Source organism: Microbacterium sp., assembly GCF_048259935.1.
Taxonomy (GTDB): Bacteria; Actinomycetota; Actinomycetes; order Actinomycetales; family Microbacteriaceae; genus Microbacterium.
This window is the reverse complement of the sequence record NZ_JBLXHF010000002.1, coordinates 225,466-241,734: the sequence shown is the minus strand read 5'-3', so window position 1 is coordinate 241,734 and position 16,269 is coordinate 225,466. Positions and strand designations below refer to the sequence as shown.

Annotated in this window: 10 protein-coding genes; all 10 read left to right on the top strand. The window is 65.1% G+C overall.

The window, feature by feature from the left end; genetic code table 11:
• Window positions 1-92 precede the first annotated feature (92 nt).
• The 10 genes from ACN0RC_RS03985 (at window position 93) to ACN0RC_RS03940 (ending at window position 16,224) form a co-directional block, all read left to right on the top strand.
• On the top strand, window positions 93-2,390 hold the full coding sequence (locus ACN0RC_RS03985) for a glycoside hydrolase family 3 N-terminal domain-containing protein (protein WP_417509031.1): 2,298 nt from the start codon (window positions 93-95) through the stop codon (window positions 2,388-2,390).
• Window positions 2,391-2,458: 68 nt separating this feature from the next.
• Entirely contained in the window at window positions 2,459-3,970 is a 1,512-nt protein-coding gene (locus ACN0RC_RS03980; protein ID WP_417509634.1) for an alpha-N-arabinofuranosidase, read from the top strand.
• A gap of 39 nt (window positions 3,971-4,009) precedes the next feature.
• Complete coding sequence (locus tag ACN0RC_RS03975; RefSeq protein ID WP_417509029.1) at window positions 4,010-5,263, top strand: D-arabinono-1,4-lactone oxidase; 1,254 nt, start codon at window positions 4,010-4,012, stop codon at window positions 5,261-5,263.
• Between the two features lie 493 nt (window positions 5,264-5,756).
• Window positions 5,757-8,438, top strand: coding sequence for a family 43 glycosylhydrolase (locus ACN0RC_RS03970; protein ID WP_417509027.1), 2,682 nt, complete (start codon window positions 5,757-5,759; stop codon window positions 8,436-8,438).
• A 174-nt stretch (window positions 8,439-8,612) separates the two neighbouring features.
• Window positions 8,613-9,632 (top strand): LacI family DNA-binding transcriptional regulator, encoded by a 1,020-nt coding sequence (locus ACN0RC_RS03965; RefSeq protein ID WP_417509025.1) that lies wholly within the window; start codon window positions 8,613-8,615, stop codon window positions 9,630-9,632.
• The gene (locus ACN0RC_RS03960) at window positions 9,632-11,167 is read left to right on the top strand and encodes a sugar ABC transporter ATP-binding protein (protein WP_417509024.1); all 1,536 of its coding nucleotides are present in this window, start codon (window positions 9,632-9,634) and stop codon (window positions 11,165-11,167) included. The genes ACN0RC_RS03965 and ACN0RC_RS03960 overlap by 1 nt, the downstream gene beginning before the upstream one ends.
• Window positions 11,168-11,346: 179 nt before the next feature.
• Window positions 11,347-12,354 carry an ABC transporter substrate-binding protein gene (locus ACN0RC_RS03955; RefSeq protein WP_417509022.1) on the top strand — a complete coding sequence of 336 codons (1,008 nt, stop codon included), beginning with the start codon at window positions 11,347-11,349 and terminating at the stop codon, window positions 12,352-12,354.
• A gap of 107 nt (window positions 12,355-12,461) precedes the next feature.
• On the top strand, window positions 12,462-14,096 hold the full coding sequence (locus ACN0RC_RS03950) for a sugar ABC transporter ATP-binding protein (protein ID WP_417509020.1): 1,635 nt from the start codon (window positions 12,462-12,464) through the stop codon (window positions 14,094-14,096).
• Window positions 14,093-15,181 carry an ABC transporter permease gene (locus tag ACN0RC_RS03945; protein ID WP_417509018.1) on the top strand — a complete coding sequence of 363 codons (1,089 nt, stop codon included), beginning with the start codon at window positions 14,093-14,095 and terminating at the stop codon, window positions 15,179-15,181. The genes ACN0RC_RS03950 and ACN0RC_RS03945 overlap by 4 nt, the downstream gene beginning before the upstream one ends.
• Entirely contained in the window at window positions 15,178-16,224 is a 1,047-nt protein-coding gene (locus ACN0RC_RS03940; RefSeq protein ID WP_417509016.1) for an ABC transporter permease, read from the top strand. The genes ACN0RC_RS03945 and ACN0RC_RS03940 overlap by 4 nt, the downstream gene beginning before the upstream one ends.
• Window positions 16,225-16,269: the final 45 nt, after the last annotated feature.

Below are 16,269 nucleotides of genomic sequence, written 5' to 3'. Positions count from 1 at the left end.
GAACTGTGCCTGGGGGACTTTCTTCGTCCTCGGTTCAGAAGGCTATACTCCGGAGAAAGAATTTACAACGTTGTATTTTGGAAGGTGCAGGCATGGCAGTCGAGAGCTGGCGGGATCCTCGGGTAAGCGTCGACGAGCGGCTTGATGCGCTCGTCGCTGCGCTGACTGACGAGGAGAAGATCGCTCAGCTGGGCGGCTACTGGGCGGACAAGCGCACGTCGGGCGAGATCATCGCACCGATGCAGGACGTGTTCTCCGAGGGGCGGGCGCCTTTCGAGCATGTCGTGCGCCACGGCATCGGTCAGCTCACCCGCGTCTTCGGCACCGCACCCGCCGACGCCCGTGATGGCATGGCGCGCATCAGGGAGGCGCAGCGTCATCTGCTCGACACCACGCGCATCGGGATCCCGGCCATCGTGCACGAAGAGTGCCTGACCGGCTTCACCACGCTCGGTGCCACGGTCTATCCGACCGCGCTCGCGTGGGGTGCGACCTTCGACCCGGAACTGGTCGGCGAGATGGCGCGCGCGATCGGCCGCGATATGTCGGCCGTTGGTGTGCATCAGGGGCTGTCCCCGGTGCTCGATGTGGTGACCGACTACCGCTGGGGGCGGGTGGAGGAGACGATGGGGGAGGATCCCTATGTGGTCGGCACCCTCGCCTCCGCGTACGTCGAGGGGCTGCAGGGTTCCGGCGTGATCGCGACGCTGAAGCACTTCGCCGGGCACGCGAGCTCGCGAGGCGGACGCAATCACGCGCCGGTCGCGATGGGGGAGCGGGAGCTGCGTGATCTCGTGCTTGCGCCCTTCGAGATGGCGGTGCGCGTCGCCGGGGTGCGCAGCGTGATGAACTCTTACACCGAGACCGATCGGGTCCCGGCGGCGGCGGACCGCTGGCTGCTCACGGATCTGCTCCGCGGCGAGTGGGGCTTCACCGGCACTGTCGTATCGGACTACTGGGCCGTCGCCTTCCTGAAGTCCAAGCACGGAGTCGCCGCAACGATGGCAGAGGCCGGCCGCCTCGCCCTGCACGCCGGTCTCGACGTCGAGTTGCCCGACATCTCGGCATTCCTCGCGCTGGAGGAGAACGATCCGGATGCTGATCGCACTGCCGCCGACATCGACACGGCTCTGCGGCGGGTGCTCAGGCAGAAGATCGAACTCGGGCTGCTCGATGAGGGGTGGGAACCGTCAGAGCCCGCCGACTACGATCTCGACAGTGCGGCCAACCGCGACATCGCGCGACGGATGGCAGAGAAGGCTGTCATTCTGCTCGACAATTCCGCAGGCATCCTCCCGCTCTCGCGCGAGACCTCGCGCATCGCTGTCATCGGGCCCTGTGCAGATGACCCGAGCGCGATGATGGGGGCCTATTCCTACCCGGTGCACGTGCTGCCGCGGCATCCGGAACTCGGGCTCGGGCTCCAGGCGCGCTCGCTTCCCGTCGCACTGCGCGAGTCCTTCCCCGCAGCGGATGTCGTTGTCGAGCGCGGCTGTCCGCTGCAGGATCCCGGCACTGCCGAGGAGCTCGCGCGTGCCGCGGAAGCCGCCAGGGGAGCGGATGTCGCGATCGTCGTCGTCGGCGACCACGCCGGCATGTTCGGCAAGGGCACGTCGGGCGAAGGGTCGGATGCTCCATCGCTGGATCTTCCCGGTGATCAGCAGGATCTCGTCGAGGCGGTATTGGCGACCGGCACGCCGGTCGTGCTGCTGGTTCTCTCCGGTCGCCCTTACGCGCTGGGGCGCTTCGTCGGGCGTGCGGTCGCGGTGCTGCAGGCTTTCATGCCCGGGGTCGAAGGTGCCGGTGCCCTCGCGCGCATCCTGGTGGGCGAGGTCAACCCGAGCGGTCACCTTCCGGTGCAGGTGCCGCACACGGGCGCAGCGCTGCCGCACACCTATCTCGCACCCCCGCTTGGACAAGACGGCGACCGGATCAGCAATCTGTCGATCGCTCCGGCCTTCCCATTCGGTCACGGCCTGTCGTACACGACATTCGAGATCCAGGACCTCGCACTCGACCGCGTCGAGATCGCCACGGACGGCACCGTCACGGCGACAGCGACGGTGGCGAACACGGGCGAGCGGGCGGGGGAGACGGTCGTGCAGCTGTACAGCGCCGACCCCGTCGCGCAGGTCACCCGGCCGGTGCAGCAGCTCGTCGGATACTCTCGGATCGCGCTCGACGCCGGTGAGAGCGTCCGAGTCTCGTTCACCCTGCACGCCGACCGCTTCTCGTTCACGGGACTGTCTCGTCGGCGCATCGTCGAGCCGGGCGAGATCGTGCTTTCGGTCGGGCTGTCGGTCGGCGCGCTCGCGCGCTCGCAGACCCTGGCCATCACCGGAGCAGAACGCGAAGTCGTCGAGCCCGTCCTGCGCACCGAGGTCGCATGAACACCCGCAGCAGCAACAGCACGCCCCACGATCTCGGAACAGATCTCGGAACAGAAGAGGAACCCACCATGCCCGAAGCCCGCCTGACCATCGACCCGCACTTCGCTATCGGGAGCATCCGCCGCAGGCTGTTCGGCGGCTTCGTCGAGCACCTCGGTCGGCACGTCTACGACGGCATCTACGAACCCGGCCACGAGACGGCGGATGCTGAGGGTTTCCGTCAGGACGTGATCGAACTCGTCCGCGAGCTCGGCGTCTCCACCATCCGCTACCCGGGCGGGAACTTCGTCTCGGGCTTCCGCTGGGAGGACTCGGTCGGGCCGCGCGAGCAGCGTCCGCGCCGCCTGGACCTCGCCTGGCACTCGACCGAGACGAACGAGGTCGGACTGCATGAGTTCTCGTCGTGGCTCGAGAAGGTGGGCAGCGACCTCATGCTCGCGGTGAACCTCGGCACCCGGGGCACGATGGAGGCACTCGATCTTCTCGAGTACACGAACGTCCCCGGCGGCACGGAGCTCAGCGAGCGTCGCCGTGCCAACGGACGCGACAAGCCCTTCGCCGTGGAGATGTGGTGCCTCGGCAACGAGATGGACGGGCCATGGCAACTGGGTCACCGTTCGGCGGATGACTACGGCAAGATCGCTTCTCAGACGGCCAAGGGGATGCGTCAGATCGACCCGGACATCACGCTTGTGGCGTGTGGTTCCTCCAGCGCCGCCATGCCGACCTTCGGTGAGTGGGAGCGCGTGGTGCTCGGTCACACTTACGACGATGTCGACTACATCTCCTGTCACGCCTACTACGAGGAGAAGGATGGCGACATTGATTCCTTCCTCGCCTCGGGCGTCGATATGGATCGCTTCATCGAATCGGTCGTCGCGACGGCAGACCACGTCGGCGCCGTCCGCGGCAGCGCGAAGCGGATCGACATCTCGTTCGACGAGTGGAACGTCTGGTACATCGACCGTTACCACGGCGTCGACAAGATCACCGGAATCGACAACTGGCCGGTGGCGCCGCGCATCCTTGAGGACAGCTACTCGGTGCTGGACGCCGTCGTCTTCGGCGGCCTGATGATCTCGCTGCTCAAGCATGCCGATCGGGTCACCAGTGCTTCGCTGGCTCAGCTCGTGAACGTGATCGCTCCGATCATGACCGAGCCGGGCGGTCCGGCCTGGCGGCAGACCACGTTCTTCCCCTTCTCGATCACCTCGCGCCTGGCGCAGGGCGAGTCGCTCGAGCTCAAGCTCGACTCCCCGACGTACGAGACCGCGCGCTTCGGCGAGGTTCCCCTGGTCGATGCCGTGGCGACCCACGATGCCGAGGCCGGGCGCTCGGCAGTGTTCCTCGTGAACCGCAGCACGACCGATCAGATCACGGTCACGATCGACGTCGCCGGGCTCGGAGACGTCTCGGTGCTCGAGACGCATACGCTGACCGATGCCGACATCTACGCGAAGAACACCCTCGATGACCGCGAGCGGGTCGCACCTCGCACGAACGACACCGCGTCGCTCGAGAACGGAGAGCTCACGATCGTACTTCCTCCGGTCTCGTGGACGGCCATTTCGCTGGGATGATCCGGATCATGGTTGTGCGAAACGCGGCAGGATAAGAACATGCAGAAGAACTGGGCGGGCAACCTGACCTACACCGCGGCCGAGGTCGCGCATCCGACATCGGTCGATGAGCTGCGCGAGCTGCTCGCCGAGAACGGGCTGGTGCGCCTGCTCGGGACGCGGCACTGCTTCAATGACATCGCCGATTCGGCCGGGGTTCTCATCGCTCTGGACCGGATGCCGCGCGAGATCGAGGTGAACGAAGCGCGAGACGCCGTGCGGGTTTCGAGTGCGCTGCGCTACGGCGACATCGCGCCCGACCTCGAGGCGCAGGGACTCGCGCTGGCGAACCTCGCGTCACTGCCGCACATCTCGGTCGCGGGCGCTGTGGCCACGGGCACGCACGGATCGGGCGACCGCATCGGGTCGCTCGCGTCCGCTGTGCGCGGGCTCACCATCCTCACCGTCGACGGTGAGATCCGCCGGCTCGCCCGCGGAGACGCGGACTTCGACGGTGCGGTCGTCTCGCTCGGCGCTCTGGGCGCCGTGCTCGACGTCACCCTCGATGTCGAACCCACCTACCAGGTCGCGCAGCACGTGTTCGACGCGCCCCGGTGGGACGCGATCCTCGCAGACTTCGACGCGGTCACCAGCGCCGGAACGAGCGTGAGCATCTTCACGACGTGGCAGCGCACGGACGTCGCAGACCTGCTCTGGATCAAGCAGCGGATGCCGGACGAGCGTGCCGAGGCGCGCGCCTCGCTCGCGGCGCGGCTCCAGGCGACAGCATCCGATGGTGAGCGGCATCCGATCCTCGGTGTCGATCCGGTCGCGACCAGCGTCCAACGCGGCGTCGCGGGCCCATGGTTCCAGCGCCTGCCGCACTTCCGGCTCGAGTTCACCCCGTCGGCCGGCGCCGAGATCCAGAGCGAGTACCTGGTTCCGCGCACTGACGCTCTGGCGGCGATCAGCGCTATCCGCTCGCTCGCCGACCGCATCGCGCCGCTGCTGCTCGTCAACGAGGTGCGCACGGTGGCAGCCGATGACCTGTGGCTCAGCCCCGCCTATGGAGTGGATGCTGTCGCCCTGCACTTCACCTGGAAGCCCGATGAGGCCGCGATTCGCGCGTTCCTCCCCACGCTCGAAGCCGCACTGCCTGCATCCGCGCGCCCGCACTGGGGCAAGGTCGCAACCCTCGACGGGGCCGAAGTACGCAGCCGGTACCCGCGGTTCGACGACTTCGCGGCGCTGCGCGCCGAGTTCGACCCTGAGCGACGTCTGGTCAACGGGTATCTCGCTCGACTGGGCTTCTGACCGGCGCACCGGTAGACCGTCGAGTAAAAGACGACGAACCGCGTTGCAGGGTTCATCTCTTGCTTACCGCTCCTTGATACCGGTAACATTCAGGAAGCCGCTAGTTCGAAACCGGCGGCGGCGCATCCGTAGCCCCTGCGATTTCCCGCATCTCGAGGAGGAGAGTGCAATGAGCAGCACCATCGATGTCGGTCCCACGAAACTCTCGGCGGTTCCCGCCGTCTAGCGCTTCCCGTTTTCTGGGCGCATCGGAAAGATCACGCCTTTCTAAGGCTCACTGAACACACGCGCACGCGCTGTGTTCGACGATGTGCCGTACCCCAAGCCCACAAGGAGACACGAGCCGTCTCCGCGGTGATCGACTGCGGAATCGGCCCCGGTCAGTTCGTCCCCATCACGCATGAGGTCGGCGGGCTCGCGACGCTGCACTGGCGTCGCTGCTTGGCGCGCCCGCAGACTTCTCGCAAACATGAGAGAGCAAGGAATCCACCCAGTGAGAACACAGAACAGATACGCGCGCCGCTCGGCGCCGCGGACGGCGGCGCTTCTCGGCGTCGCGGCGCTGCTTGCGACGTCCGTCACCGCGGTCGGCGTCAGCGATGCGGCATACGCAGCCCCTGCGAACCTGGTCGTCAGCGAGGGCGAACCGGCTGCCACCGAACCGCCGGCCGTCCCCGGCAACCTGCTCCCTGACGGCCGCTTCGCCGCGGGCACGGACGGTTGGACCGCAGAGATGGGTGGCACGCTTGCTCTCAGTGATGACGCAGCCAGCGGAGCCCACTCCTTGTTGGTCACCGAGCGGAACAGCACCCAGTCCGGACCGTTCGCTGACGTCACCGGAAAGCTCGAACTCGGGGCGACGTACCGCATGACCGGGAAACTGAAGTACGACGAGGGCAGCGCCACGCAGCAGTTCAACTTCACGTTCTGCCCGTCGAACTTCAACGGATGCGTCGATTACGGACACTCCTTCGCCAAGGGCGAGTGGGGCACCTTCTCGAAAGAATTCACGGCCGAGGAGCGCCACGCCGGCGCCGCATGGCTCTTCGTTGAGACGCCGTGGGGTTCAAATGCGCTCCAGGACTTCGCCGTCGACGACATGTCGCTCGTGAAGATCGCCGACGCACCTGCCGCGCCGGAATTCACCGCGTTGGAGGACGTGCAGACCAAGCCGGTCACCGACCACAACCCGCTCGTCGGTCACAAGTTCGGTGCAGACCCGCATCACCTCACCTACAACGGTCGTCTCTACATCTACTCGACCGATGACACACAACAGTACGAGCTGAACAGTAAGGACGCCAACGGCCTCCCCACGCAGTCGAACGGCTACGGGGGAATCACTCGTCTCAATGTGATGTCCACGAGCGACATGGTCAACTGGGTCGACCACGGCACGGTTCCCATCGCTCGCGAAGGCGGCGCGGCTCCCTGGGCACGCAACTCTTGGGCGCCGGCGGCGATCGAGAAGGACGGCAAGGTCTACCTGTACTTCTGCGACAGCGGCACCGGTACGGCAGTCGTCGTAGGCGGCTCGCCGCTGGGACCGTGGGAGGATCCGCTGGGCAAGAAGATCATTCCCGACACCGTCTCGAACGACTACATCGCCGACGGCGGGTTCCCCGCAGGAATGTGGCTGTTCGATCCCGAGGTGTTCATCGATGATGACGGTCAGGGTTATCTGTACTTCGGCGGCAACTCGACGATCGGGACCGGCGCAGACCAGCAGGGGCCGCAGAACCCGAAATCCACACGCGTCGTGAAGCTCAAGGAGGACATGTACACCCTCGACGGCGACCCCGTCGAGATCGACGGGCCGGGCATGTTCGAAGCATCGAGCATGTTCAAGCGCGACGGCAAGTACTACTACTCCTACTCCTCGAACTTCCAGGTGAACGAGGAACCGGGCAAATACCCGTCGCGCGGCGGCATCGCATACATGATGACCGAGGACCCGATGGATCTGTCAGCGTCGAAGTACGCCGGGCTGGCGTTCGAGAACCCGGCGACGTTCTTCGGGGCGGGCAACGGTGGCAACAATCACTCCGACATGTTCACGTACAAGGGAGAGACCTACTTCACGTACCACGCGCAGACGAGAGGCGCCGCCTGGGCTGCGGCTCTCGGAACGCCTGGCGCGACGCAGGGTTACCGTTCGGTGCACATCGACAAGATGGAGTTCAACGACGACGGGACGATCAAACCGATCGAGGGTACGCGCGCCGGGGTCGAGCAGGTCGAGGACTTCAACCCGTACCGCACGTTCGAAGCAGAGACCCTCGCATGGCAGAAGGGTGTCAGCGTCACAGAGACGGATGCCGCTTCGGTCGAGTTCCCCGAGCACAACGGCGGGGGAAACATGGTCCTCTCTTCGGTCGATGACGGCGACTTCGCCGGGATCTCCGGAGTGGACTTCGGCACCGGCGCAAGGACCGTCACGGCGCGGGTGAAGCCGCTCGTGAAGGGCGGCAGCATCCAGGTGCGCTTGGACAATGTCGACGGTGACGTCGTCGCCGAGATCGCCGCCGACGGTGAAATCGGCCAGTGGACGGACGTTCAGGCGGATGTCTCCGGTGCCAACGGCGTGCACGATCTGTTCTTCGTGTTCGCAGGGCCTGAGGGTGCTGAGGCTACGCAGGATCTCGTCGAGGTCGACAACTGGGCGTTCACTGCCGTGGAAGACCAGGGGCCGGTCGACGTGTTGACGGCGCAGCTGTCACGCACGGAGGTGCCTGCTGGTGAGTCGGTGACGGTCACTGCAGCGGGTGTGGTTGCTGCGGAGGTCGAGATCGGTATCGAGAGCACGTACCGTGCTCTGGCCACGGCAGAGGTCACTGACGGTCGCTTCGAGGTGGCAGTGGTGATCCCGGCTGATCTCGAGCCGGGTGCGCATGAGATCGTGCTTCGTGCGGATGGGGTGGACCTGATTCGTCTTCCTCTCGCCGTCACTGCCGCGGGGTCAGACGGCGGCGCCGGTGGTGACGGTGGGGATTCCACGAGCGGTTCCGGGTCTGCGGGTTCGACAGATGCTGGTGGTGGCTCGTTGGCGACCACGGGTGGCGATTCGCAGGTGGCGATGAGCGCTGGGCTGCTTGCGGCGCTTTTGATGGCACTGGGATCAGTCCTGTGGGTCGCTCGTCGGCGACGCGCACACACGGCAGCGGACATCGAGTGATCGATGAGCGGTCTGCTTCTCGGCACTAGCTGAGACTCGACTCGGCCCGCCCGCATTCCTGTTCATGCAGAGGAGCGGGCGGGCCGACTCTTCCGTCCGCTGGCGTAGCGCGCCGCATTGCGGACTTTCAGCTGTGCTCGGTAACATCACTAAGCCGGGCCGACGGAGGTACGCATGGCCAACGTCAGCTCTGACAAACCCAACATTCGCCAGGTCGCGTCGATCGCCGGCGTCTCGCACATGACGGTGTCGCGCGTCCTGAACGATCACCCGAACATCAAGCCCGATACTCGGCGCCGAGTGCTCGAGGCCATCGAAGAACTCGACTATCGACCGAACCTCGTCGCACGAGCGCTGGCGACGCAGCGTTCGCGCCGCCTCGGCGTCATCGTCGAGAGCCCCGTCGCCTTCGGGCCCAACAGCATCCTGCGCGCCGTCGAGTTCGCCGCACGCGCAGCCGACTATTCCGTGACACCGATTGCGTTGAACGAGGGAGACCAGCTCTCACCCCAGGATGCTGTGGAGAGTCTCATCACCCAAGGGGTTGATGCGCTGTGCGTGATCGCCCCGCGTTCGTCATCGGTGGCTGCGCTGCGTCGGATATCCATCAGTGTGCCGATCCTCGTCGTCAAAGCAGACGCCGATCCTACGTTCCTCACTGTCTCGATCGACCAGCACGCAGGTACCACCCTCGTCGTCGATCACCTCGTCGCGCTGGGGCACCGAGACATCCTCCACATCTCCGGTCCGCTCGACTGGCTCGACGCGCGCGCCAGGGAGCGGGCGTTCCATTCCAGAGCGAAATCATGGGGGATCCGTGAGCGCCCCATCGTGGTCGGCGACTGGACTGCTGATTTCGCCTATGACTTCGCAATGGGGTTGAGTCGACTGCCCGACTACACCGCCGTCTTCGTCGCCAACGACGACATGGCGATCGGTTTCATCCACGGGTTGCACGACAAGGGGTTCGAAGTCCCCCGTGACCTGAGCGTCGTCGGTTTCGACGACGTGCCCCTGGCGCGACATTTCCTCCCGCCGTTGACGACTGTCCGCCAGGACTTCACCTCCCTCGGCAGTGCAGTGGTCGAGATGCTGCGCGCCGCCATCGAGGAGCGGGAGATCCCGACCCTGACACGAATCCCGACCGAATTCGTGCCTCGAGCATCCAGTGCACGCCCACGGGAGATGCGCTGATGCCCGAGACGCAGCCCATCGTGCAGCTGGAGGGCATCACGGTCGACTTCGCCGGGGTGCGTGCCCTCGACGGCGTGGATTTGCGCCTGATGCCCGGAGAGGTGCACGCCCTCATGGGTGAGAACGGCGCAGGCAAGTCGACGCTCATCGCGGTCCTCACGGGCACATGCGTGCCGGTGGCCGGCACGGTGACGGTGGACGGAGAGAGTCGTCGGTTCTCGGGGGTCGCGAATGCACGCGCTGCCGGGATCGCCACCGTCTTCCAGGAGACGCAGCTCAGTCCCAACCTCAGCGTGGCCGAGAACGTCATGCTGGGCCGTGAACGTCGAGGCAGGCTCGGTATCAACTGGCGTCGCACCAGAGCGGACGCCGCAGCCGCGCTCGCCACGCTCGGTCTTGAGGGCCTCGATCCGAAGACACCGCTATCGGTGCTCTCGCCCGCGCAGAAGCAGCTGGTGGCGCTCGCACGTGCGGTCGTGGACGATCCGCGCGTGCTCGTGCTGGATGAGCCCACGTCGAGCCTCGATCAGGCCGAGGTCGCCATGCTCATGCGCGTCATCAGAGGGCTCCGCGAGCGCGGTGTGGCGATTCTGTTCGTCTCGCACTTCCTCGAGCAGGCGTTCACGATCAGCGATCGCATGACGGTTCTGCGAGGTGGTCGGATGGTGGGCGAGCATGCCACCCGCGACCTGGAGCGCGCGGATCTCATCTCCCAGATGCTCGGAAAAGACATCGAGAGCCTTCGGGCACTGAGTTCGGATCGAAAGGCTCACCATTACGCCTGGGACGGGATGCCGGCGATCCGCACCGCGAATCTCGGGCGTCACGGCGAGCTGGGGCCGACCGATATCGACGTCCAACCCGGGGAGGTCGTCGGCTTCGCCGGTCTGCGCGGCTCCGGCCGCACAGAGCTCGCGTCGCTGATGAGCGGGGCCGTACGTGCGGACACCGGCGAAATCTGGGTCGACGGCGAGAAGGTCGACCTGCGCAACCCCTCCGTCGCTCTACGGCACCGTATTGCGATGTCCAGCGAAGATCGACGCACCCAGGGTGTCATCGACGAACTCACCGCTCGGGAGAACATCATCGTGTCGCTCCAGGCGCTGCGAGGGTGGTGGCGGCCGCTGTCATCGCTGGAGATGTCGGATCTCGTAGAGACTTTCGTCGAATCCCTTCGGCTCGATCCTGCCGATCTCGATCGTCCGGTCAAGATGCTTTCCGGAGGCACGCAGCAGAAAGTGCTCCTGGCACGCGCGCTCGCCGTGCGGCCACGGGTCCTCATTCTCGACGAACCCACGCGCGGTATGGACATCGCCGCCAAGATCGATATCCAGCGCAGAGTCAGCGAACTCGCTGCCACGGGTGTCGCTGTCGTGTTCATCTCATCCGAGCTCCAGGAAGTGGTACGGCTCAGCGATCGAATCATCGTTCTGAAGGACCGCGAGAAGATCGGCGAGCTCAGCAACGGTCCGGCGGTGACGGTAGACACCGTCGTCGAGATGATCGCCGCTCATGATTCGGACGGGGGCGGGTGATCGCCTGAGGTGACGGAAGCGTCACGTTCGTCCCGGGTCCATATGGCCTGGTTGTGTTTCACGTATTGTTCCCGGTAACATCGCTGCGAGGACGTACACGACGTACTTCCTGCAATCACACGAACGAAGGACCGGCCACGGTCCGTCCGGGTCCGTCCCGGTATCTCAAGGAGGAGAACATGTCCGCTAAGAAGCGCATTCGCACCGCGTTCGGTCTGGTAGCCGTCGGCGCGCTCGCATTCGGGTTGGCCGGCTGCTCTAACGACGATTCCAGCGATTCCGGTGATGCCGGCGGAAGCAGCAGTGACGACCTGGTCACAGTCGGTTTCGTTGCAGTCGGCCCCGAGGGCGGCTGGCGTCAGGCCAACGAGCAGAACATCCAGGATACCTTCACGGAGGACGCCGGTTTCGAGCTGAAGTACGCACCCGCCGCGAACCTCGACCAGAAGTCGCAGATCGACAGCTTCACGTCCTTCGTCGACGAGGGCGTCGATGTGATCCTGCTCTCGGCGACCGAGGCGTCCGGCTGGGAGGACTCGCTCAAGCGTGCGCAGGAGGCAGAGATCCCCGTCGTGCTGCTGGACCGCGGCATCGAGCCCGAAGACACGAGCCTGTACGTCACTCGCATCGCTCCGGACAACGTCGAGGTCGCGAAGGCCGTCGGCGAGTGGGCGGCGGCGGAGTTCCCCGACGGTGGCAACTACATCGTCCTCGAGGGCCCGGCCGGCGTCGGCGTCGTGAACGAGCGCAACACCGGCTTCGAAGAGGGACTGGGCGACTCGTCGCTGGTCAACGTCGCCTCGCAGACGGCGAACTGGTCGACTGAAGAGGGCAAGAGCGTCACCGAGACGCTGCTCAAGTCGAACAACAACGACATCCAGTTCATCTTCGCTCAGAACGACGAGATGGGTCTCGGCGCTGCTCAGGCGGTCGAAGAGGCTGGCCTCACCGTCGGCACCGACGTCAAGATCGCAACGATCGACGGCACCAAGAACGCCATCCAGGCGCTTGCTGACGGGCAGCTCAGCTTCGTGCACGAGTACAACCCGTTGTTCGGCGAAACGGCGATCGAGGTCGTCGAGAAGGCGTTGGCTGGCGACAAGGTCGACTCGTACATCATCGTTCCGAGCGAGGCGTTCGACTCGGCCGAGGCGGCGCAGGCCGTTCTGGCCGACCGCAAGTACTGATCAGTCCCAGATGATCGACGTCGGAGCTGCAACTCCGACAACGCCTCGGGCGGCGCAGAAGCACTGCGCCACCCGAGGCACCTCTTTCCTGATACCGAAAGACAGCCATGAACGAAGAACTGCCCATAGTCCAAATGCGGGGGATCTCTATCGAGTTCCCCGGTGTGAAGGCGCTCGACGGAGTCGATTTCCGTCTCTTCCAGGGCGAGGTGCATGCTCTGATGGGTGAGAACGGCGCCGGCAAGTCGACCCTCATCAAAGCTCTCACGGGCGTCTACGGCATCGACTCGGGGTCCATCCTGGTCGCGGGACAGGAACGCAGCTTCAAGGGAACGGGTGACGCTCAAGCGTCCGGAATCTCGACCGTTTACCAGGAAGTGAACCTGGTCACCAACCTCTCCATCGGAGAGAACGTCATGCTCGGCCATGAGGTGCGCGGCCCGGTCGGCATCAACTGGCGAGCAACGCACAAGGCAGCCACCGAGGCCCTCGCTCAGCTCGGTCTCGACCACCTCGACACGCACAAGCCCTTGTCGAGCCTGTCGATCGCACTCCAGCAGCTCGTCGCCATCAGTCGCGCCATGGCCATCAAGGCGAAGGTGCTCATTCTCGACGAGCCGACGTCGAGTCTCGACGCCGCGGAGGTCGAAGGTCTGTTCCGCGTGATGCGCAAGCTCCGTGACCAGGGCGTGGCCATTCTCTTCGTCTCGCACTTCCTCGATCAGATCTACGAAATCAGCGACCGACTGACGGTGCTGCGCAACGGCCAGTACGTCGGCGAGTATCTTACCCGTGAGCTCGATCGCCACGCGCTGATCTCGAAGATGATCGGCAAAGACCTCGACGCGCTCTCCGCGCTCGGGGGGAACCGACGCATCGCAGCCCGTGAGGCCGATGAGGAACTGGTCGTCTCCGCCCAGGGCCTCGGACGTCGCGGGTCCGTGCAGCCGACAGATCTCGAAATCCATCGCGGAGAGGTGGTCGGCTTCGCCGGTCTTCTGGGCTCCGGACGCACAGAACTCGCGCGACTGCTGTACGGCGCGGATCGTGCGGACTCCGGCACCATCGCGCTCAACGGGCGCAAGAGCGACATCAAGTCACCCTCGGACGCGCTAGCCAAGCGCGTCGCCTTCTCCACGGAGAATCGCCGCGACGAGGGCATCATCGCCGATCTCTCTGTGCGGGAGAATATTATCCTCGCCCTGCAGGCCGAGCGCGGTTGGGCGCGGCCGATCCCGAAGAGGGAGCAGGATGCGATCGTCGACAAATACATCACCGAACTCAACGTGCGTCCTGCCGACCCGGATCGTCCGATCAAGAACCTCTCTGGTGGAAACCAGCAGAAGGTGCTACTCGGCAGGTGGCTCGCCACAAAGCCTGAGCTGCTGATCCTCGACGAGCCCACTCGCGGCATCGACGTCGGCGCCAAAGCAGACATTCAGGAAACCGTCGCGCAGCTGGCCGAAGAGGGCATGTCCGTGGTCTTCATCTCGTCGGAGCTGGAGGAGGTCGTGCGCCTTTCCGAGCGCATCGTCGTGCTCAAGGATCACCAGAAGATCGGCGAGATCCTGAACGGCCCGGATGTCACCGCGCAGTCGGTGGTGGACATCATCGCCGCGCATGGTGTGGAAGTCGCCGCAGAGAATCTCGATGAGGCTCCGGGTGGAGAGCCCGAAGCCGGACCCACGGCGATCGTCGCGCGCGCCGACGAGACCATCGCCGCAGAAGAGGAGACGCGATGAGCGCCGCAGCAACTGTCCGCACCACCTGGTGGCGAGACCTCATCCACAAACCCTGGTTCTGGGGGATCGTCGCCCTCATCGCCCTGCTCGCGCTGAACGTGCTGAAGGACCCGACGTATCTCGGCTTGTCGGTGAACCCGAACAACGGCAATCTCGTGGGCAACCTCGTCGACATCCTGAAAGCGGCAGCGCCGATCATGATGATCGCGTTGGGGATGGCGCTGGTGATCGCCACTGCTGGCATCGACCTCTCTGTCGGCTCGCTGATGGTCGTGGGCGGCGCGGTATCCATGGAATTCATCAGGGCGATGGGCGACTCGAGCTCGCTCGGTGTTGCACTGGCCGCGGTCGGCCTCACCCTGCTGGTGACCGGCATCCTCGGCGCGGTCAACGGCGTGCTGATCGCCTACGTCGGTCTGCAGCCGTTCATCGCCACGCTGGTGCTCATGCTCGCCGGTCGCGGTATCGCCAAGGTGATCACCGGGGGGCAGAACACCTCGGCCTCGAATGAACCGTTCCGCTGGATCGCGAATGGTTACATCATCGGTGTCCCCGTGGTGTTCCTCTTCGCCGTTGCCATCGTCTTGATCGTCGCCGCAGTGGTTCGCCGCAGCGCGTTGGGCCTCATGATCGAGGCGATCGGCATCAATCCGAAGGCCAGCAGGATGGCAGGCATCAAGCCGCGCGGGCTCCTGCTGACGACGTACATCCTCAGCGGTGTGCTCGCAGGCGTCGCAGGCATCCTGTCTGTCGGCACCGTGATGACGGTGGATATCTCCCGCACCGGGTACCAGCTCGAACTGGACGCCATCCTCGCCGTTGTCATCGGCGGCGCCTCGCTGGCGGGTGGCAAGTTCTCCCTGAGTGGAGCCTTCGTCGGTGCGCTGCTGATCGCCACTCTCGATAAGACCGTCGTCTTCTTGGGCATCTCGTCATCGGCGACTCCCGCCTTCAAGGCGATCGTGATCGTCGTGCTGTGCCTGCTGCAGTCCGACCGCGTGCGCGGATGGCTCTTCCGCCGCCGCAAGTCGAAGAATCCGTCAGAAATGAAAGTCGAAGCATCGAAAGAGGAGGCGATGGCATGAGCGCCCTGACTGCAGCACCGACCCGTAAGGATGCCGGCATCGGCATCGGCATCCCGTCCCGCGTCCGTCGGCTGGTCTCGACGAACCCGTCTGCGCTGCCCACCGTGGCCGCCGTCCTCATCCTCGTCGCCATGGTCATCTACGGCGAGATCGCGTACGGCCGGATCGTGCAGGCCAACACGCTGTCGAACCTGCTGATCAACAACACGCACCTCATCATTCTCGCTGTGGCGTTGACGTTCGTGATCATCACCGGAGGCATCGATCTGTCCGTCGGATCGATCATCGCCTTCTCATCGGTGGCGGGCGTGATGCTCTCCAACGCCGGTTGGCATCCGATCGCCGTGTTGATCGTCATGATCGGCTCCGGCTCCTTGTTCGGCCTCGTCTCCGGCATTCTGATCCGCTACTTCAACGTGCAGCCATTCATCGCGACCCTGGCGATGATGTTCCTGGGTCGCGGACTTGCTTCATTGCTGAGCACGGTTCCTGAGCGGCTCGGCGAGGATTCGCCGTTGCGCTGGATCGGTTCGCAGATCAAGGTCGTCGACGGTCCCAAGGTCAATGATCTCGTGATCACTCCGGCAGTCATCATCACGATCCTCGTTGTACTCGGTGCGTTCTTCGTGCTTCACCGCACCCGCACCGGTCGCACCGTGTACGCGATCGGCGGCTCAGAGAACTCTGCCGCATTGATGGGTCTGTCCGTGCAGCGCACGAAGGTCCTCGTCTATGTCATCAGCGGAACCCTCGCCGGCATCGCAGCAGTGCTCTACACCTCGCGCCTGGGCACAGCACAGAACATCACCGGCATCGGTTGGGAGCTCGACGCGATCGCTGCCGCGGTGATCGGCGGCACTGTGCTGACCGGTGCGTACGGGTACGTGCTCGGCTCGGTCGTCGGCGCCCTTGTGCTCGGCCTTATGAATGTGCTCATCACACGCGATGGCAAGATTCCCCCCGAGATGACGACGATCATCACCGGTGGCATCCTGCTGATCTTCGTCCTGTTGCAGCGTGCGGTCACCCGCAAGCGTGAGTAGTCCGGGGCCGATCGGAGATATACAAGTCCTCGCGCGGATCGGGCC